Consider the following 19,101-nt stretch of genomic DNA (forward strand, 5'->3'; position numbering starts at 1 on the left):
GAAAGGACCCCCATGCCCCCCACCGCTCGCACGCTCGCGGCGGGACCCTGCATGGGGGCCGCCCTCCTGCTAGCCGCGTGCTCCGCAGGCTCCGCCGACGACGACGGCGCGAACCAGGTCTCCACCCCGCCGACGACGTCCCCGCCGACCGGCGCGCCGGGGCTGGAGGTCACCGTGGTCGCCGACGGTCTCGACCACCCGTGGGACGTCGCCCAGACACCTGACGGCACGCTGCTGGTCGATGAGCGTGCCGGCGGCCTCACCGCCGTCCTGCCGGACGGCACGGTGCGCGAGATGTCCGCTGACTTCGGCGACCTGTACGCCCGGGGCGAGACGGGCCTCATGGGTCTGGCGGTCGACCCGGGCTTCGCCGAGAACCGGCGGTTCTACACCTGCCAGGGCGTCACGGACGGCGGCCCGGACGGCGGCCCCTCGATCGAGGTGATCGCCTGGACGGCCGCCGACGACTGGAGCACGGCCACGCGCGTGGCCGATCCGCTGGTCCCCGGCATCCCGGCCAACGAGCAGTCGGGCCGGCACGGCGGCTGCCGCGTGGAGTTCGGCCCGGACGGTGCCCTGCTGATCGGTACCGGGGACAACGCCGTCGGCACCAACCCGCAGGACCTCGGCACGCTGGCCGGCAAGGTGCTGCGCGTCGACCCGGAGACCGGCGAGCCCGCCGAGGGCAATCCGTTCGCCGACCGGGCCGATCCCGAAGCGGCCTACATCTGGACCTACGGCCACCGCAACGTCCAGGGCTTGGCGGTGCGCCCAGGCACCGGCCAGGTGTTCTCCGTGGAGCACGGGCCGGACGTCGACGACGAGGTGAACCTCCTGCAGGCCGGTGCGAACTACGGCTGGGACCCGGTCGGCTCCGGGCGGTACGACGAGAGCGTTCCGATGACCGACCCCGCGCTCCCTGCGGCCGTGCCGGCGGTGTGGTCGTCGGGCGATCCCACGATCGCGCCCAGCGGTGCGACCTTCCTCGAGGGAGAGCAGTGGGCCGACTACGCAGGGCTGCTGCTGCTCGGCGTGCAGAAGGACACCGGCGTGCTCGCTCTGCGGCTCGACGACCAGGGCCGGCTGGTCGAGCAGTTCCGCATCCCGGAGCTCGAGGAGACCTACGGGCGGATCCGCACCCCGCAGCTCGGCGCCGACGGCGCGCTCTACGTGACCACCGACAACGGGGACGCCGAGGATGTGCTCCTGAGGGTCACGCCCCGCTGAGCGCGCCTCCTGCTCACGCGAGCAGCAAGTCCGCGCCGCGCGCCGCGGCAGTCATCACGTGGACTCTCAGGCCTCGACGGTCCAGGTGTCGCCGCCGGCCAGCAGCGCATCGAGGTCGGCCGGCTCCTGGACGCGAGCGACGTCGAGCTGCTCGGCCATCATCGCGTCGTACGTCGGCTTCTGCACCGACCGGAAGACGCCCATCGGCGTGTAGCGCAGATCCTGGCTCGAGAGCCGGGACAGGGCGAACGCGTAGGCCGGGTTCTCCCGATGCGCGTCGTGCACCACGATGTCGGACTCGTCGACCTGGTTGGTCTCGGCGATCCGCAGCCCGCCGAAGTCGTCGCGCACCACGCACGAGGCGCCGTCCGGACCGAACACCAGTGGCTTGCCGTGGTCCAGCGGGATCGACCACTGGGTGCCGGTGGCCGGGTCCTTGAGCAGCTCGAATGCGCCGTCGTTGAAGATGTTGCAGTTCTGGTAGATCTCCACCAGGGACGTGCCCTGGTGCTCGGCGGCCTGCCGGAGGACCTCGGTGAGCCCCTTGCGGTCGGAGTCCATCGCCCGGCCCACGAAGGTGGCGTCGGCGCCCAGCGCCAGCGACACCGGGTTGAACGGGGCGTCGATCGAGCCCATCGGCGTGGACTTGGTGACCTTCCCGACCTCGGAGGTGGGGGAGTACTGGCCCTTGGTGAGGCCGTAGATCCGGTTGTTGAACAGCAGGATCGTCATGTTCACGTTGCGGCGCAGGGCGTGGATCAGGTGGTTGCCGCCGATGGAGAGCGCGTCGCCGTCGCCGGTCACGACCCAGACCGAGAGGTCGGGACGGGAGGCGGCCAGGCCGGTGGCGATCGCCGGCGCGCGGCCGTGGATCGAGTGCATCCCGTAGGTGTTCATGTAGTACGGGAAGCGCGACGAGCAGCCGATCCCGGACACGATGACCATGTCCTCGCGGGCGATGCCGAGGCTGGGCAGGAAGCTCTGGACCGCGTTGAGGATGACGTAGTCCCCGCACCCGGGGCACCAGCGCACCTCCTGGTCGGTCTTGAAGTCCTTGCCCTTGAGTTCGGTCTGCTTGGGACCGTGGGCCTCGACCGAGTGCGCGATCGCGTCGGCGACGGGGCCTTCGGCCGGCATGCCGAGTTCGACGGTGGTCACTGGAGCTCTCCGTTCGCGGTGGCGCCGATGGTCTCGGGGGTCCCTGTGCGGTCGATGACCTCTTGGATGACGGCGGCCAGCTCGGCCGCCCGGAAGGGCAGGCCGCGGACCTGGGTGTGGCTCTCGACGTCGACCAGGTACTTCGCCCGCAGCAGCATGGCGAGCTGGCCGAGGTTCATTTCAGGGCAGACCACCCGGTCGTAGCGGCGCAGGATCTCCCCGAGGTCGTTCGGCATCGGGTTGAGGTGGCGCAGGTGCACCTGCGCGACCGCGCGCCCGGACCGGCGGATCCGCCGGCAGGCGGCACCGATCGGACCGTAGGTGGACCCCCAGCCGATGACGGCGACGCGGGCGTTCCCGTCGGGGTCGTCGACCTCGGTCGGCGCCAGGCTGTTGGCGATGCCGTCGATCTTGGCCTGGCGGGTGCGGGTCATGAAGTCGTGGTTGGCCGGGTCGTAGGAGATGTTCCCCGTCCGGTCGGCCTTCTCCAGCCCGCCGATGCGGTGCTGCATCCCCGCGGTTCCCGGGATGGCCCAGGGTCGCGCGAGAGTCTCCTCGTCGCGCAGGTAGGGCAGGAAGACGCCCTCCTCGCCGTCGGCGGCCTTCCCGTTCGGTTCCGTCGCGAAGTCCACGCTGCCGGTCAGGTCGGGAAGGTCGTCGATTGCCGGGACGGCCCAGGGCTCGGCTCCGTTGGCCAGGTACCCGTCGGACAGCAGGATGACCGGCGTCCGGTAGGTCAGCGCGATCCGGGTCGCCTCGAGGGCGGCGTCGAAGCAGTCACCGGGCGAGCGCGGGGCGATGACCGGGACCGGGGCCTCGCCGTTGCGGCCGAACAGGGCCTGCAGCAGGTCCGACTGCTCGGTCTTGGTGGGCAGGCCCGTCGAGGGACCGCCGCGCTGGACGTCGACGATGACCAGCGGCAGCTCGGTCATGACTGCCAGGCCGATGGTCTCGGCCTTCAGGGCCACACCCGGCCCGGACGTCGTCGTGATGCCCAGCGCGCCGCCGAAGGAGGCACCCAGCGCCGCGCCGATGCCGGCGATCTCGTCCTCGGCCTGGAAGGTGCGCACGTTGAACGACTTGTGCTTCGACAGCTCGTGGAGGATGTCCGACGCCGGGGTGATCGGGTAGGCGCCCAGGAAGATGGGCAGTCCCGACCGCTGGCCGGCCGCGACCAGGCCCAGCGCCAGCGCCTGGTTCCCGGAGATGTTGCGGTAGCGACCAGGCGCCATCGGGGCGGGCTTGATCTCGTAGGAGACCGCGAAGGCCTCCGTCGTCTCCCCGTAGTTGTAGCCGGCCCGGAAGGCCGCGATGTTCGCGGCGGCGATCTCGGGCTTGCGGCGGAACGTGCGCTCGAGGAAGCGGATCGTGCCCTCGGTGGGCCGGTGGTACATCCAGGAGAGCAGGCCGAGCGTGAACATGTTCTTCGAGCGCTCGGCCTCCTTCTTGCCGAGGCCGGATTCCTTCAGGGCGTCGGTCGTCATGGAGGTCAGCGGGACGCTGACGGTCTGCCAGCCCTCCAGCGACCCGTCCTCGATCGGGTTGGTCGCGTAGCCGACCTTCGCCAGGTTCCGTGGGGTGAACTCGTCGGAGTCGAGGATGAGCAGGCCGCCACCGGGAAGGTCGATGAGATTCGCCTTCAGCGCGGCCGGGTTCATGGCCACGAGGACGTCGGGAGCATCGCCCGGCGTCATGATGTCGTGGTCGGCGAAGTGCAGCTGGAAGGAGCTGACGCCCGGCAGGGTCCCCGTCGGCGCCCGGATCTCGGCCGGGAAGTTCGGCAGCGTCGACAGGTCGTTGCCGAAGCTCGCCGTCTCGCTGGTGAACCGGTTGCCCGTGAGCTGCATGCCGTCGCCGGAGTCACCGGCGAGCCGGATGACGACGCGATCGAGTTCGACGACGCTCTTCACCAGCCCGCCCGTCGCCGCACTGGTCAGCGGCTCGCCGTCCGCCGTGGTCGGGGTGAACGCAGTCATCAGTGGTGTACCTCCACCGGCCGAGGTTACGTGCGTGTGTCGGCGGCCGGGTTGTGGATCCGGACACCACGATCTCTCTGATCCTCCAACCGGGCGTCGGTCTCCCTCATTCCGACGAGGGAGAGGTCGCACCCGCCCGGGGAACGGCGTCCCGCGGCGCGGCGTTGGACCGGACGTGCAGCGCTGGAACAACGGACTCAAGACCGCCGTCCTCCTGGGGGCCATGGGTGGGCTGATCCTGGCCATCGGGGGCTTCGTCGGCGGTCGCGGCGGGCTGTTCATCGCGCTCGTGATCGCGCTGGGCGTGAACGGCTACGCGTACTTCAACTCCGACAAGCTGGCGCTGCGCGCGATGCGGGCGTTCCCCGTCACCGAGACCCAGGCGCCGCAGCTGTACGCGATGGTGCGCGAGCTGGCGACCGAGGCCCGCCAGCCCATGCCGCGGCTCTACGTCAGCCCGACCAATCAGCCGAATGCGTTCGCCACCGGCCGCAATCCGCGCAACGCGGCCGTGTGCGTCACCCAGGGCATCCTCGAGCTGCTCGACCGTCGCGAGCGGCGGGGTGTGCTCGCCCACGAGCTCTCGCACGTCTACAACCGCGACATCCTGATCAGCTCCGTGGCCGGCGCGATGGCCACGGTCATCACCTACCTGGCGCACATGGCGATGTTCGCGTCTCTGTTCGGCGGGCGGTCCGACGACCGGGGCGGGGGGAACGCGCTCGGGGGGCTGCTGCTGGTCTTCCTCGGGCCGCTGGCGGCCGGCCTGGTGCAGATGGCGGTCAGCCGCAGCCGCGAGTTCCAGGCCGACGCCTCGGGCGCGGTCCTGTCGCAGGACCCGCTGGCGTTGGCGTCGGCGCTGCGCAAGATCGAGCGCGGAGCGACCGCGCTGCCGCTGCCGCAGGACGACCGGCTGGTCACCCAGAGCCACCTGATGATCGCCAACCCGTTCCGCGGCCAGGGGATGGCCTCGATGTTCGCCTCCCACCCCCCGATGCCGCAGCGGATCGCGCGGCTGGAGGAGCTGGCCCGGGAGCTCGGCCGCTAATTGTCGGTTGACCTCGGCCACGGTGACCCACTGCCGGACATTCTGGCTCCAGGAACGTCCGCCACGGGGACACCGTGGACGCGCGTGCGGTAAGCGGCCGCGACCTGCGCGCCGCATGCCGTCGGACGGCGGGTGATGTCGGCATAGCTGAAGCGCAGGACGACCCACCCCAGGGCGGCCAGGGCGGCGTCCCGCCGGAGGTCGCGCTGCCACGCCTCGCGGTCGGCATGGAACGCCGCCCCGTCGAACTCGACGGCCAGCCTGACTTCCGGCCAGGCCGCGTCGACGTGCACGGTCCCGGCCCCCAGCCGGATCTCGTGCTGGAGCACCGGTGACGGCAGACCGGCGGCGAGGAGGGCCTGCAGGCCGAGGCGCTCCAGGTGGCTCTGCTGTCCGGCCGCAACTGCCCCGAGCAGCTCGCGGAGAGCGGCGAGTCCGGGGAGCCGGGGCACGAGGCCGAGCTCCGACTCGACACCGGCCGGGTCGAGACGCCGTTCCCTGGCGGCGCGGAAGACCGCCTGCTGCGCCAGGTCGGTGTAGCCGCGGCTGTGCCGACCCTCGTGAGCATCGCCCCAGGTGTCCACCAGCGCCCGCGCGATGGACGTGGCCGCGAGACCACTCGCGATGACGATGCCGGTAGGGCGCGCGCTGCGGTGGATGCGCAGCCACCGGGTGCTGCGGACGCGATCGCGCTGGACCGTGACGTCGAGCCGGGTCAGCCCCTCGTCCACCAGGCCGTGCGCGTGCAGGGCGCTCGCGTGGCGCAGAACGCCGCCGGTGTATCCCGTCGCGGCATGGGCCCGGACGGTCCAGTCGTCGCGCCACTCGGGCAGCGTGACCCAGCCGGGGTGCAGGCGGACGAGCCGACCGGACGCGAGCCACCGCCGGACGGTGCGGTCCGTCGCGGCCCTCGACAGCGTGGCGGCGGAAGCGGTTCGGCAGGGGCCCAGCAGGGCGGCGAGGTCGTGCACCGGGTCAGGGTGCCGCCCGGGCCCTCGGCGGCGCGGACATCGAGCCGGCGGCTGTGGACAGTGCGCGCACGGTGTCCCTCAGGCGGACATCCGGGATGCGGCAATGTCCGACTGAGGGTCACCGTGGCCGGGCTAGCGGTAGTTGTCGAACTGCAGGGCGACGTCGAGGTCGGCGCCGCGCAGCAGCTGCTGCACCGCCTGCAGGTCGTCCCGCTTCTTGCCGCTGACGCGGAGCTGTTCGCCCTGGATCTGCGCCTGGACCCCCTTCGGGCCCTCGTCGCGGATCAGCTTGGCGATCTTCTTGGCGACGTCGCTCTCGATGCCCTGCTTGATCTTGGCGCCGATCTTGTAGGTCTTGCCCGAGGCCTGCGGCTCGCCGGCGTCGAGCACCTTGAGCGAGATGTTGCGCTTGATCAGTTTCTCCTTGAACACCTCGAGCGCCGCGGCGACGCGTTCCTCGGTGTCGGCCTGGAGGCTGACGCCGTCCTCCCCGGCCCACGCGATGGTGGCGTTGGTCCCGCGGAAGTCGAAGCGCTGCGAGAGTTCCTTGCCCGCCTGGTTGAGGGCGTTGTCGACCTCCTGGCGGTCGACCTTGCTCACGACGTCGAAGGACGCGTCGGCCATGGCTTTTCTCCTTCCGCTGGGCGGACCGCGTCCCGGGGGGTTTCCGAGGACGTCGTCCGCCGTTCTTGTACGCTGCTCCGGTACCACCGCAGGGCGGGTTGCCCGAGTGGCCAATGGGAGCGGACTGTAAATCCGTCGGCTTAGCCTACGAAGGTTCGAATCCTTCACCCGCCACGCCCGGTACGACGGCCCCCGACCCCTCCAGGTCGGGGGCCGTTCGCGCGCTCAGGGCAGGGTCGGCGCGCGGGCGCTCGCAGTCGCGGTGCGCTCCAGGGGCTCGCCGCCCAGGAACAGCCAGCCGAAGGCGATGTCGACGTAGCGGGTGCACCGGACGGTGACCTCGGCGCCGTCGGTCTCGACCGCCCAGGAGTCCAGCGCGGTTCCTCCGTCGGCCAGCTGATCGGCGACGGCGGCCTGTGCGGTCGCCCGGGTGAACGGCAGGCCGTTCCCCAGCCCGTTCGTGTAGACGACGGCCTCGTCGGCGCGGTTGGCCGCAGCCAGTGCGGCGCCGTCGCACACCGACTGCACCTCCTGCTGCTCGAGGAACGCGTCGGACGCCGCGATGGCCCCGAACGCCATCAGCGCGGCCACGGTCCAGCAGACCAGCACGAAGGGCAGCGTCGACCCCCGCTCGGGGTTCCGGACGTCGCTGCGCACCCGGGCACTCTAGGCAGCGGAACGGTTGTCCACTGCCTGTGGACAGGATCTGTGGACACTGTGGACACCCGATCGGGTGGCGGCTTGGAGAAGCGACCGGGCCTGTGGACGACGGCCGCGGCAGGTGGTCCGGCCCCGCCAGACTGCCGCCATGTCCATCGAGATGCCGCCGGCCGAGGTCCACGCCCTCGCCCACACGTTGCGCGGGGCCGCCGCGGACGCCGAGGAGATCGCGCCCCGGCTGGCTCGGCCGGGAAACGTGGGGGACGTCCTGCTGCCGGGGGTGGAGGCGTTCCTCGACGGCCAACGAGCGGTCGGGCGGGCCCTGGCCGGAGAGCTCGGCTGGCTGGCCGCGACGGTCGCCGCCGTCGCTGACTCCTGGATGGCGCTGGACCGGGCGCTGCTCGCATCCCGTGGCCGGTCGGGTGCCGAATGACCGTCGAGATGCCGGACCCGGTGCCCCTCGACATGCCGCCCGGCGAGCCGGCCGCCGTCGACGACCTGGTCCGCGACGTCACCGGAGCTGCGTACTGGCTGGCCGTGCTGGCCGATCAGCTGTCGGGCCCGGCGGCGTCGGCCCCGGCATGGCTGGGCGCCGACGCGGTGGCGGCCGCGACCCAGCTGGCTCGCGTCGCCGCCATCACCCGCGGGTCCGCGGACGCGGTGCGGGCCACCGCCGGCCGGCTGAGCACCCACGGGGCGCTGCTGCGCGACACACGGCGCGAGGTGACCGCCCTCCGCGAGGAGCAGGACGAGGACTTCCGGGTGGCGTGGCAGCGCCTCGGGCAGAGCGAGGACCTGCGGCTGGCCGTGCTGACCGGCTCGTCCGCCTGGGTGGGGGTGGTGGCCGAGCTCGAGGCGGCGGAGTCCCGTCGTCGGCGGCGGCACGCACTCGTGCTCGAGGAGCTCGCGGACGACGCCGCCGCGACGGTCCGTGAACTGGCCGACGCCGGCCGGCTGGTGGGCGCCACCGGGCGGACGGGCGACGGTGGCCGCGTGCTGGCGTACCTGGCGGCGGAGCTGCCCGGGTGGGGGCATCCCGAGCTGGCCGGCCGGGGTCGTGCGCTGGCCGACGCCATGATGGGCGAAAGCCTCACCCCGGAGGAGCGCGCGGCCCTCGCCTCGGACTCCGCGAGCCTGGCCGGGAACCCCGTCTTCGCCACCGCACTCGTCCGGGGGCTGGGGGAGGTGGGCGTCGGCCTGCTGCTGCAGCTGCTCGGTCAGGACCCCGACGGTCCCGACAACCCGCTGGCGGGTGTCCTGGCATCAGCCCTCGGTGCCGCGACGCCGGGCCCGTCCGCGCACGACGGGGTGGCTGCCGTGCTCGGAGCCACCTACGTCCGCGCCGACGAGCGCATCGGCGCCGCCGCGACGGCTGCCGGGATGGCGGCCGTGCTCCTCGCGGGGGCCGGTTCCGCCGGGCTCCGGCCGGCAACCGCGGGGGAGTGGGCGCGGCAACTGCTGGTCCGCGAGCACGTCCAGAAGATGCCGGCCGGAACGGTGCCCGTGGCGTGGCCCTCCGAGGCGGCCGATCCGGTGGCGGTGGCGGTGCAGTTCGTGGCGCGGAGCGGCGACCCGGAGGCCGCAGCCGCTCTCCTCGGGGACGAGCGGGTCTGGGAGGCGCTGCTCGTACGGTTCTGGGGCGACGGCGGAACGGCTCTCGGCGACCTGGTCGCCGAGGCCGGGCGCGAGAGCGGCCCGGCCGGGGACCGGGCGGTGCGGCTCGGGCTGGAGACGATCGGGGCGGGGCTGGTCGAGGGGGACCCGGCCGACTGGACGGTGGACCGGGACGTCGTCGCGGCGGTGTCCCCGGCGTTGGGCGATGCGGTGGCCGCTCACGTGGACCTCGCGGCGAACGCCCTCGGGGCCGTGGCATCCGACGATGGGGCATCCGACGGCGTGGCATCCGACGGCGTGGCCTCCGGCGGCGGCGGCGGAGAAGCGAGCGGGGACCTGCTGAAGGGCCTGGGCTACCTGACGGTGGACCGGCAGGCCGCGGCTGCCGTGGAGGGTGCCCTCTCGGAGTGGGCCGGCATGCAGTCGCACGACCTGGCGGGGAGCAGTCGCGCACACCCGCTGCCCGCCGTCGCCGTCCCCGCCGCCTACCTCGCCGTCCAGGAGTACGGGCAGCGGTTGAACCACGCGCTGGACGGGTTCGAGCTGCAGGAGGAGGCCGAGAACAAGGAGCGGCTGTGGAACTGGACCGCTGGGTGGGTGCTGGAGGTGGTCTCCTACGTGCCGGTCAAGCCCGTGGCTGTCGCCGCCGACGTCCTGGGCGCGTACGGCCCACTCTTCCTCGACATGGACGGGACGTTCGAGCAGCTCCCGGACCGGGGACTGCGCCACGACGCCGACATGGCCGGCGCGAATGCACTCGCCGCGCTGCCGCCGGACCTGACGGCCCGGGCGGACGCCGTACGGGCGCAGGCCGAGGCGTCCTACCGGCGGACGGCGGGGTGGCTGGGCGATCCGGTGGCCCCGACGTCGCCGGAGAAGGACTGGGTCGGTGCCACCCTCGACCTCCTGACCGGAGGGATGGCCGACATGGGGATCGACGAGCTGCGCGACCGTGCGGAACGCGAGGGCGCCCACGGCCGCTTCGGTGGCCTGCTGCCCGGGCGGCGCTGACGGCGTCACCCACTCCAATTGGTGACGTGCCGTGGAAGTCTGATAACACAGAGCGACGACGCGACTGTCCGTCACCCGGTCGTGATCTTCGGTGCTTGTCCGATCGAGTGACGGGAAGCAATGTCTCCCGCGCGGTCCGTACTGAACGACGCTCTGCCCCCGCGCGTAGGTGGCTGCCGCAAGTCGCAGTCAGTCATGCCTGAGGAGGCGCTATGAGCAGCAACGTGCGTGGAGTTCGCTGGAGCCGTGGGGTTCGTTGGAGCCGTGGAGTTCGTTGGAGCCGCGGCGTTCGCTGGAGCTGAACTCCCGGGGGCCAGAGCCCCCGGGCGTGAGGCCCTTCAGTGAGGGGTCCCCGAACGACCGACCCATTAGGGTCACGAGGGGGTTGTCCGGCGTCTTCGCGCTGTTAGCCTCGTCGCGCCCATCTTCCCCGGGGAATGCAGGTAAGAGTGGCCCAGCAGGACGCCCGCGCGCCATACCGGCCGCCGTTGTTCCGCAATCCCTGGACGGTTGCGTGGCTGGCCTTCGCGTTGGCCGTTCCCGTGTCCCTCGCGGTGCTGTGGTCGGCTCCGGTGAGTGCCGAGCTGCCCTTGGTCCTCGCGCTCTTCTGCGCTCTCGCGGCCGCCGAGTGGTTCAGCGTCCACGTCGAGTTCCGGCGGCAGGGCTTTTCCGTCTCGGCGGCCGAACTGGCCTTCGTGATCGCGCTGGTCGAGATCGGTGGTGCCTGGACCGCGGTGGCCCGGGCGGCGGCGGTCGGTTTCGTCCTGCTCGCGCAGGGCTTCCCGCGGGCCAAGGTCGTCTTCAACATGGCCGTGGTGGCCCTCGAGGTCAGCGTGGCCGTCGCCGTCCTCACCTGGCTCCCCGTCGGTGACATCTCCTCGCCGGCCACGTGGCTCTCCTACCTGGTCGCCGTCCTGGCGGCCAGCGCGGTCGGGGCCCTGTTGACCGCAGGCGCCATCACGTGCACCCAGGGGTATCCCGGCCGTGCACTGTGGGCCAGCCTCCTCGTGACCGTGGTGATCATCGGCCCGGTGTCCGTCCTGGTCGGCCTCACGATCCTGGTGGTCGTCGACGTGAGCTCCTGGGCGTGGCTGATGGTCGCTCCGCTGATGCTGGCGCTCGTGCTGCTCTTCCGACGGTTCGCCGCGGTCTCACGCGAGGGGCAGACGCTGGAGCAGGTCTATGAATTCGCGCGACGGGTGGAGCAGGTCTCGCCCGACGAGGAGGGCACCCTCCAGATCGTGCACGCGGTCCGCGAGCTGCTGAACGCCGAGCGGGTGGCACTCTGGCTGCCGCCCTATCTGGACGAAGAGCCTCGAATGGTCGTCTCCGCGGAGAACGGGGCGGTCTGGTACGACGGCCCCGGCGACCCCGACGACGTCTTCCGCCGCCGCGCAGTGGCCTCGGAGGATGGCCCGGTCCGGGTGTCTCTCGACCGCGCGGACGAGGAGGAGACGGCCGCGCTGGCCCGGCGTGGTGTCTCCGATCTGCTCGGCGCCTCGGTGACGACCGCGGCCGGCGAGCCCGGTTACCTCGAGGTCTGCGACCGGCGCAGCGACGTCATCACCTTCGCCGACAGCGACCGCGCCGCCCTCGACTCGATGCTCACCCACGTCAACGCGGCGATCCGGCACCAGCAGCTGCTGACGCAGATCCGCTACGACGCCGACCACGACCGACTGACCGGGCTGCCCAACCGCCAGCGCCTGGCAGCCGAGATCGACGAGCTCCTCGCCGCCGACCCGGTCAGCGCACGGGCTGGGCTGATCCTGGCGGCGCTGGGCAACTACACCGAGGTAACCGACACCCTGGGTCACGCCGCGAGCGACGAGCTGCTGCTGGTCACCGCCGGCCTGCTGCGCGAGCACGCCCCGCCGTCGGCACGGCTGGCGCGGATGGAGGGCGAGCAGTTCGCCGTCCTGCTGCCCGGGCTCTCCCTGCAGGCCACCGAGCGCGCCGCCCGGCGGCTGCGGGAGGCGGCGTCGACGCGCGCCCGCGTGGCGGGTCTGGACCTGGAGGTCACGCTGACGATCGGGGTGGCCGCCGCACCGGTGCACGGCCCCGACTCCGGGATGCTGATGCAGCGGGCCGACGTCGCTCTCCTCGCGGCGGCCGAGTCCGGTGGGGTGGCCAGCTACCACCCGGTCCTCGACCAGCAGAGCCTGCGCCGGCTGCAGCTGGGTACCGAACTCGAGCAGGCGATGGCCGACGGGCAGATCAGCGTCGTCTTCCAGCCGATCATCGATGCCCAGACCTCCGACATCGTCTCGGTGGAGACGCTCGTGCGGTGGGCGCACCCGCGCTACGGGGCGATCGCGCCGGACGACTTCATCCACCTCGCCGAGCAGATCGGCCGCATCGGAGCGGTCACCGACCACGTGCTCGACCTCGCGCTGGCCCGCTGCCGGCGCTGGCTGGACCAGGACATCGCGCTGTCGGTCGCGGTGAACCTCTCGGTGCACTGCCTCACCGAGCCCGACCTCGTGGCGCGGGTGCGGCGCGCGCTGCAGCGGCACCGCGTGCCGGGGGAGCTGCTCACCCTCGAGCTGACCGAGGGCAGCGTCGTCGACGACTCGGTGCGCGACAGCACGGTGCTCGCGGACCTGCACGGGCTGGGCCTGCGGCTCTCCATGGACGACTTCGGCACCGGCTACTCGTCGCTGTCGCAGCTCCGTCAGCTGCCGATCGACGAGGTCAAGATCGACAAGTCCTTCGTGCTGGGGATGTCCACCAGCCAGGGGGAATCGTTCATCGCCCGCTCGATCATCGAGCTGGCTCACAACCTGGGCCTGCGTGTCGTGGCCGAGGGTGTGGAGGACGAGCTGACCCGCAACCTGCTGGCGGAGATGGGGTGCGACAAGCTGCAGGGCTTCCTGGTCAGCCGGCCGCTGCCCGACGACCGCCTGGAGAGCTGGCTGCTGGCCCGCACAGGTGTCCGGAAGGCTGCGCCGGGGGCCATCCACCGGCGCCTCTTCGTCCGGACCTGAACCGTCCGACCCCCTGCCCGGCGCGGGCCGCGGGTCAGGTACAGTTCTCGACGGCTCTTCGAGCACGCCCCTTTAGCTCAGTCGGCAGAGCGTCTCCATGGTAAGGAGAAGGTCTACGGTTCGATTCCGTAAAGGGGCTCTGTGGCCAGCCGGTCCTGTCGCGAGACCGGGCCGCACGGTCATCCCGGCGGTGTAGCTCAGCCTGGTAGAGCAAGCGGCTCATAATCGCTGTGTCACCGGTTCAAGTCCGGTCACCGCTACTCCCGACGGACCCCGCACTCCGGGGTCCGTCACCGTGTCGGCAGCCGCCGCCGCGATGCACTACACCTGCAACGACAAGGCTAGGAGCACTCCTCATGGCAGCAACCGACATCCGTCCGAAGATCACCCTGGCCTGCCAGGAGTGCAAGAACCGCAACTACATCACTCGCAAGAACCGGCGGAACGACCCCGACCGGCTCGAGTTGATGAAGTACTGCCCGCGTGAGCGCAAGCACACGCTCCACCGCGAGACCCGCTGACGCGGGTCCACAGCTGAGCCGAGGGCGGGAGCATGGCGCTGGACCGGGAGCTGGTCGGGCGCAGCTACCCGCCCTCAGCCGTCTACGAGGTCGGCCGGGCGAAGATCGCCGAGTTCGCCACCGCGATCGGTGCGGACGACCCGGTCCACCGCGACGCCGATGCCGCGCGTGCCGCCGGCCATCCTGACGTCGTCGCGCCCCCCACGTTCGCCATCGTGGTCAGTCTCGAGGCCGCCTTCGTCGTGCTGAGCGACCCCGACGTCGGTATCGACTACAGCCGCGTGGTCCATGGCGAGCAGAAGTTCGCCCACCACCGGCCGATCCGGGCGGGTGACCGGCTGGTCGCGACGACCACCATCGACGCGGCCCGGACCGTGGCCGGCAACGACATGCTGACGGCGCGGGTCGATCTCGCCACCGAGGACGGCGAACCCGTCTGCACCGCGACCTCGATGCTCGTGGCCCGGGGGGAATCGTGAGCGGACAGGGGCGTGAGCATCGCAGCGAGCGACCGAGCCGACAGCGAGTGAGCATCGCAGCGAGCGCCAGCGAGCGAGGAGCGGAGCGAGCGCGGAGGCGAGTAACGGCAGAGCGAGCGAGGAGCGGAGCGCCCCGCGGGAGCGAACGGGGGGTGTCGTGAGCACGACAGTCGAGGTGGGCGCGGAGCTGCCCGAGCAGGTCTTCCGCATCACCCGTGCCGATCTCGTCCGCTACGCCGGGGCCTCCGGCGACTTCAACCCGATCCACTGGAACGACCGCGTCGCGACCGCGGTGGGGCTGCCCGGGGTCATCGCGCACGGCATGTTCACGATGGCGCTGGCCGGCCGGGCGGTGACCGCCTGGACCGGTGACCCGTCCGCGGTCGTCGAGCAGCACGTCCGCTTCGGCCGGCCCGTCGTCGTCCCCGACGACGACGAGGGCGCCGAGGTGACGGTGCGCGGCACGGTCGGCTCGCTGCTCGACGACGGCCGGGTCCGGGTCGACCTCACCGTCACGACCGGCGGCGAGAAGGTGCTCTCCCTGGCTCGCGCGATCGTCCGTCTGGCATGAGGGGCCGGCGGCCGGTCGTCCTGGTCGCTGCCGGCGTGTTGATCCTGTCCGGCTGCACGTCCTTCGCCGAATCGGTGACCGTGGCGCCGCCTGCGGCCACGGAGCCCACGCCGGAGGCCGTGGAGGAGGGCTGCCCTGCTGCACGGGCCGAGCCCGACCCTGACCGGCCCGAGACAGCCCTCGACTTCCGGCTCGCGGACGACGGGCGGAGCGTCACCGGCACCGAGACCGTCGTCTTCACCCCGGACATCGACGTCCGGGAGCTGGTCTTCCGGCTCGTACCCAACGGTCCGGACTCCGCGCCGGCCGGTAACCGGCTGGTCGTCGAGGACGTCCGGGGGGACGACGTCGCCGGCGGCCGGTACGAGGCCGCGGGAGCGGCCGACCCGGGCGGGCTCTACGTGGTGGAGCTCGAGGAGGCGCTGGCGGCGGGAGAGTCCACCGAGCTGTCGCTGGACTTCTCGCTGACCCTCGGCAGTGGCGCGTTCGATCGGTTCGGCGTCGCCGGGGGCACCTCCTGGTGGGCGAGCGGTGCGCCGCTGCTCGCCTGGGAGCCCGGCGTCGGCTGGGCCCGCGACCCGTTCGTGGCGCTCAGCGGGGAGACCACGGCCAGCCCGGTCGCGGACACCGTCGTCACCGTCTCGGCTCCGGAGGAGCTGACGGTGCTGATGACCGGCGCTCAGGCCGAGCCCTCAGCCCCCCGCGACGGGCGGCGGATCTGGACATCGCGGGAGCCGGTCGCCCGCGACGTCGCGGTCGCGGCCGGGCCGTTCACCACCACGGGGACGACGACTCCGGGCGGTACCCGGGTGACGACCGGCGTGCTGCCCGGCGCCGAGGTCCCCGGCGACGTCCTCAGTGCCTGGACGGTGGCGGCTATCGCCGACCTCGAGGCGTTCCTCGGCCCGTTCCCCTACCGGACGCTGACAGTGGCGCTCCTGCCCGACCTCGGCGGCGGCATCGAGTACCCGAGCATGATCCTCGAGGCCACCCCGAGCCGGGAGGTCCTCGTCCACGAGGTGGCCCACCAGTGGTTCTACGGGATGGTGGGCAACTCGCAGTTCCGCGACCCCTGGCTCGACGAGGCATTCGCGTCCTGGGCCGAGGCCGTCGTCGACCCCGGCTCGGGTCTCGTCACCGAGCAGGCGCTGACCCTGCCCGGGCCGGTCGGCGCCGCCATGGACGAGTTCGAGACCTCGGGCAGCTACTTCCGGCTGGTCTACGACAAGGGCGGCGCGGCCTTGCTGGCGGCGCAGCGGGCCGTGGGGGACGCGGCCTTCGACGCGGCGATCAGGTGCTACGTCGATGCGACGGCATGGAGCATCGCCACGCCGACCGACGTCCATCGGGCGCTGGCCGACCTGCCGGGCGCGCTGGCCGTCCTCGAGGACGCCCAGGCCCTCGGGGAGGACGACGCCCCGCGCTGAGACCCCCGGGGCGGGTCGCTATTCGGCGGAGGCCAGCAGCCGCTGCATCCGCGAGACGCCCTCGACCAGGTCGTCGTCGCCGAGGGCGTAGGACATCCGCAGGTAGCCGGGTGTGCCGAAGGCCTCGCCCGGGACGACGGCCACCTCGGCCTCCTCGAGGATGATCTCGGCGAGCTCGACGCTGGTCTCCGCCGTCCGCCCGGCGATCGGCCGCCCCAGGAGGCCCTTCACCGACGGGTAGACGTAGAACGCGCCCTGCGGCTCGGGGCAGGCGACGCCGGGGATCTCCCGCAGCATCGACACGATCGTCTGCCGACGGCGGTCGAACGCCTCCCGCATGGTCGCGACGGCCGACAGGTCGCCGGTGAGGGCAGCGACCGCGGCGGCCTGGGAGACGTTCGCGACGTTGGAGGTCGCGTGCGACTGCAGGTTCGTCGCCGCCTTCACGACGTCGGTCGGCCCGAGGATCCAGCCCACCCGCCAGCCGGTCATCGCATAGGTCTTGGCGACGCCGTTGACGACGACGCAGCGCTCTGCGAGCTCGGGGACCACCACGGGCATCGAGGGTGCGGTCACCCCGCCGTAGGTGAGGTGCTCGTAGATTTCGTCGGTGAGCACCCAGATGCCGGCGTCCAGGGCCCAGCGGCCGATCTCCTCGACCTGCTCGGCGGGGTACACCGCGCCGGTGGGGTTGGACGGCGAGCAGAAGAGCAGCACCTTCGTGCGGGGTGTGCGGGCGGCCTCGAGCTGGGCGGCCGACACCAGGTACCCGCTCTGCTCGTCGGCCACGACCGGCACCGGGACGCCGCCGGCGAGCCGGATCGCCTCGGGATAGGTGGTCCAGTACGGCGCGGGCAGGAGAACCTCGTCGCCCGGGTCGAGCAGCGCGGCGAAGGCCTCGTAGACGGCCTGCTTGCCGCCGTTGGTCACCAGGACGTTCGCCGGGGTGGACTGCAGGCCGGAGTCACGCGCCGTCTTCGCGACGATCGCGTCCTTCAGCGCGGGCAGGCCGCCGGCGGGGGTGTAGCGGTGCATGGCCGGTTGGCGGCAGGCGGCGACCGCCGCCTCGACGACGTAGTCGGGGGTCGGGAAGTCCGGCTCCCCGGCGCCGAACCCGATGACCGGCTTGCCGGCGGCCTTGAGCGCCTTGGCCTTGGCGTCGACGGCCAGCGTGGCCGATTCGCTGATCGCGGCGATCCGGCGCGAGATGCGGCTCGTGCCCGTGGGGGCGGCGGACTGGCTGGCGGACTCCGAGGAGACGGCGGTCATGCCCCCATCGTGTCAAAGTCGGCCGGGCCGCGACGGAGCAGCACGTGGGCGACCGACCGCGACGGCGCGAACTCCACGCGGGTCCAGCCGCCCAGGGCGTCCCCGAGGTCGCCGAACAGCCGCTCACCGGCGCCGAGCAGCACCGGCACGACGACGACGTGCAGCTCGTCGAGCAGCCCCGCCTGCAGGTACTGCCGGACCGTGGAGACGCCGCCGCCGAGCCGCACGTGCCGACCGCCCGCCGCCTCTCGTGCGCGGTCCAGCGCCGCCTCGATCCCGTCGGTGACGAAGTGGAAGGTCGTCCCGCCGACCATCGCGACCGGGTCCCGCGCATGGTGGGTGAGCACGAAGACGTCGTGGTGGAACGGCGGGTCCTCGCCCCACCACCCCCGCCACTCGTCATCGGGGTCCCCCGAGCCGCCGACCGGGCCGAACATGTGGCGGCCCATGATGGTGGTTCCGATCCCCTCGGTCCCGCGGTCGGAGTACCGGCGGTCCACCTCCGGCGCGTCCGCGGCGAACATCCATTCGTGCAACTGCTCGCCGCCGACGCCGAGTGGGTCGTCCATGTCCTGACGCGGCCCCGCGCCGTACCCGTCGAGGGAGATCGAGAAGTTGTGCACCCGCAGTTCGGCCATGGAGGGTGGACCCGCCGGGATGGGCGAACTCATCGCCTGCGGGTCGCCTCGCCCGGGACGTTGGCTGCCGGTGCGTGCGGTCCCGTACACTTGCCGTCCTGGGGCAGCTGACCCCGCCACCGGCGTGCCCCGGAACCTCCCCGAGGCTCCGTGCTGTCGTGGTGAGGCGGGCGGTCCCGGGCCCCTCCCAGGGGACTAGGGGTGTAGCTCAATTGGCAGAGCAGCGGTCTCCAAAACCGCAGGCTGCAGGTTCAAGTCCTGTCACCCCTGCCACCGCACGGCAGGTACCGACCGACCATGCGGCCGCTCATCCGAGCGGTCACCACCACGAGGCGAGCGAGGCGCAGTGAGCGACGAGAAGCCGGGACGCGAGGACGACCCTCGCGACGCCGAGCTGACCGACGAGCAGCTCGATCGCGAGACGCCGGGGGTCGACGACGCCGCGGAGCTCGAGGCCGCCGAGGACGAGCTCGCCGCCGAGGCGGAGTCCGACGAGGACAAGGTGGTCACGGCCCGGGCGACCGGCGAGCGCAGTCGTCGCGGTCGCATCACCGCCGACGGCGACGACGAGGACGACGAGGCGCGGCCCACGCGGGCGCGCCGCCCGGCCGGTGCCCGTCCGGCCACGCGCGAGGGTGGTGGCACCCGCTCCCGGGCCGCAGCCGAGCGGGCCCGCACCGAGAGCGGGCAGAAGCGCTCGCTGGCCCGGTTCCTCCGCGAGGTCGTCGCCGAGCTGCGCAAGGTCATCTGGCCGGGCCGGCGCGAGCTGATCACCTACACCACCGTGGTCATCATCTTCGTGGCGTTCGTCGTCGCGCTGGTGGCTGGCCTGGACCTGCTCTTCGCCCAGGGCGTGATCGCCGTCTTCGGCTGATCTGTCGTCCCGCGCCTGCCGCCACCTGACAAGGAAGAGACAACAC

17 protein-coding genes and 4 tRNA genes are annotated in these 19,101 nt (G+C 72.4%); 14 read left to right on the forward strand and 7 right to left on the reverse strand.

The window, feature by feature from the left end:
• Nucleotides 1-51: 51 nt before the first annotated feature.
• Complete coding sequence (locus FHU33_RS03280) at nucleotides 52-1,227, forward strand: PQQ-dependent sugar dehydrogenase (protein WP_142024084.1); 1,176 nt, start codon at nucleotides 52-54, stop codon at nucleotides 1,225-1,227.
• Between the two features lie 66 nt (nucleotides 1,228-1,293).
• Here the strand turns inward: FHU33_RS03280 and FHU33_RS03285 are convergent, their stop codons facing one another.
• Nucleotides 1,294-2,385, reverse strand: a complete 1,092-nt coding sequence (locus FHU33_RS03285) for a 2-oxoacid:ferredoxin oxidoreductase subunit beta (RefSeq protein WP_142024085.1) — start codon at nucleotides 2,383-2,385, stop codon at nucleotides 1,294-1,296.
• Nucleotides 2,382-4,361: a 2-oxoacid:acceptor oxidoreductase subunit alpha gene (locus FHU33_RS03290; protein ID WP_211354990.1), complete on the reverse strand. Its 1,980-nt coding sequence runs from the start codon at nucleotides 4,359-4,361 to the stop codon at nucleotides 2,382-2,384. The genes FHU33_RS03285 and FHU33_RS03290 overlap by 4 nt, the downstream gene beginning before the upstream one ends.
• A 175-nt stretch (nucleotides 4,362-4,536) precedes the next feature.
• Between FHU33_RS03290 and htpX the strand changes: the two genes are divergently transcribed.
• Nucleotides 4,537-5,409, forward strand: a complete 873-nt coding sequence (htpX, locus tag FHU33_RS03295) for a zinc metalloprotease HtpX (protein ID WP_142024086.1) — start codon at nucleotides 4,537-4,539, stop codon at nucleotides 5,407-5,409.
• Here the strand turns inward: htpX and FHU33_RS03300 are convergent.
• Both FHU33_RS03300 and FHU33_RS03305 read right to left on the reverse strand, forming a co-directional pair.
• The gene (locus tag FHU33_RS03300; protein ID WP_142024087.1) at nucleotides 5,406-6,380 is read right to left on the reverse strand and encodes a DUF559 domain-containing protein; all 975 of its coding nucleotides are present in this window, start codon (nucleotides 6,378-6,380) and stop codon (nucleotides 5,406-5,408) included. The two genes, htpX and FHU33_RS03300, sit on opposite strands and share 4 nt — an antisense overlap.
• A 132-nt stretch (nucleotides 6,381-6,512) precedes the next feature.
• Nucleotides 6,513-7,004 (reverse strand): YajQ family cyclic di-GMP-binding protein, encoded by a 492-nt coding sequence (locus FHU33_RS03305; RefSeq protein ID WP_142024088.1) that lies wholly within the window; start codon nucleotides 7,002-7,004, stop codon nucleotides 6,513-6,515.
• A gap of 92 nt (nucleotides 7,005-7,096) precedes the next feature.
• On the opposite strand from FHU33_RS03305, the gene FHU33_RS03310 reads away from it, so the two are divergent.
• Nucleotides 7,097-7,178, forward strand: a tRNA-Tyr gene (locus tag FHU33_RS03310).
• 51 nt (nucleotides 7,179-7,229) lie between these two features.
• On the opposite strand, the gene FHU33_RS03315 is transcribed toward FHU33_RS03310, so the two are convergent.
• On the reverse strand, nucleotides 7,230-7,661 hold the full coding sequence (locus tag FHU33_RS03315; RefSeq protein WP_142024089.1) for a pilus assembly protein TadG-related protein: 432 nt from the start codon (nucleotides 7,659-7,661) through the stop codon (nucleotides 7,230-7,232).
• A 151-nt stretch (nucleotides 7,662-7,812) separates the two neighbouring features.
• On the opposite strand from FHU33_RS03315, the gene FHU33_RS03320 reads away from it, so the two are divergent.
• The 9 genes from FHU33_RS03320 (at nucleotide 7,813) to FHU33_RS03360 (ending at nucleotide 16,274) form a co-directional block, all read left to right on the forward strand.
• Nucleotides 7,813-8,097, forward strand: coding sequence for a hypothetical protein (locus FHU33_RS03320; RefSeq protein WP_142024090.1), 285 nt, complete (start codon nucleotides 7,813-7,815; stop codon nucleotides 8,095-8,097).
• Nucleotides 8,094-10,289, forward strand: a complete 2,196-nt coding sequence (locus FHU33_RS03325; RefSeq protein WP_142024091.1) for a hypothetical protein — start codon at nucleotides 8,094-8,096, stop codon at nucleotides 10,287-10,289. Before FHU33_RS03320 ends, FHU33_RS03325 begins: the two co-directional genes overlap by 4 nt.
• A gap of 449 nt (nucleotides 10,290-10,738) precedes the next feature.
• On the forward strand, nucleotides 10,739-13,276 hold the full coding sequence (locus FHU33_RS03330; RefSeq protein WP_246063238.1) for a putative bifunctional diguanylate cyclase/phosphodiesterase: 2,538 nt from the start codon (nucleotides 10,739-10,741) through the stop codon (nucleotides 13,274-13,276).
• A gap of 66 nt (nucleotides 13,277-13,342) precedes the next feature.
• Nucleotides 13,343-13,415 (forward strand) — tRNA-Thr (locus tag FHU33_RS03335).
• A 47-nt stretch (nucleotides 13,416-13,462) separates the two neighbouring features.
• Nucleotides 13,463-13,536, forward strand: a tRNA-Met gene (locus tag FHU33_RS03340).
• Nucleotides 13,537-13,632: 96 nt separating this feature from the next.
• Nucleotides 13,633-13,797, forward strand: coding sequence for a 50S ribosomal protein L33 (rpmG, locus tag FHU33_RS03345; RefSeq protein ID WP_092194908.1), 165 nt, complete (start codon nucleotides 13,633-13,635; stop codon nucleotides 13,795-13,797).
• Between the two features lie 32 nt (nucleotides 13,798-13,829).
• A complete protein-coding gene (locus tag FHU33_RS03350) occupies nucleotides 13,830-14,276 on the forward strand; it encodes an FAS1-like dehydratase domain-containing protein (protein ID WP_142024093.1) in 447 nt (148 codons plus the stop codon).
• Nucleotides 14,277-14,433: 157 nt separating this feature from the next.
• Nucleotides 14,434-14,847 carry a MaoC family dehydratase gene (locus tag FHU33_RS03355; RefSeq protein ID WP_142024094.1) on the forward strand — a complete coding sequence of 138 codons (414 nt, stop codon included), beginning with the start codon at nucleotides 14,434-14,436 and terminating at the stop codon, nucleotides 14,845-14,847.
• A complete protein-coding gene (locus FHU33_RS03360) occupies nucleotides 14,844-16,274 on the forward strand; it encodes a M1 family aminopeptidase (RefSeq protein WP_142024095.1) in 1,431 nt (476 codons plus the stop codon). Before FHU33_RS03355 ends, FHU33_RS03360 begins: the two co-directional genes overlap by 4 nt.
• Before the next feature lie 18 nt (nucleotides 16,275-16,292).
• On the opposite strand, the gene FHU33_RS03365 is transcribed toward FHU33_RS03360, so the two are convergent.
• A complete protein-coding gene (locus FHU33_RS03365; protein ID WP_142024096.1) occupies nucleotides 16,293-17,543 on the reverse strand; it encodes a pyridoxal phosphate-dependent aminotransferase in 1,251 nt (416 codons plus the stop codon).
• A complete protein-coding gene (locus FHU33_RS03370) occupies nucleotides 17,540-18,214 on the reverse strand; it encodes a dihydrofolate reductase family protein (RefSeq protein WP_246063239.1) in 675 nt (224 codons plus the stop codon). Before FHU33_RS03370 ends, FHU33_RS03365 begins: the two co-directional genes overlap by 4 nt.
• A 164-nt stretch (nucleotides 18,215-18,378) precedes the next feature.
• On the opposite strand from FHU33_RS03370, the gene FHU33_RS03375 reads away from it, so the two are divergent.
• Together FHU33_RS03375 and secE are read left to right on the forward strand one after the other, a co-directional pair.
• Nucleotides 18,379-18,454: transfer RNA gene (locus tag FHU33_RS03375), tRNA-Trp, on the forward strand.
• A 73-nt stretch (nucleotides 18,455-18,527) separates the two neighbouring features.
• Nucleotides 18,528-19,055, forward strand: a complete 528-nt coding sequence (gene secE / locus FHU33_RS03380; protein WP_142024097.1) for a preprotein translocase subunit SecE — start codon at nucleotides 18,528-18,530, stop codon at nucleotides 19,053-19,055.
• Nucleotides 19,056-19,101: the final 46 nt, after the last annotated feature.

It is taken from the genome of Blastococcus colisei (assembly GCF_006717095.1).
Lineage (GTDB): Bacteria > Actinomycetota > Actinomycetes > Mycobacteriales > Geodermatophilaceae > Blastococcus_B > Blastococcus_B colisei.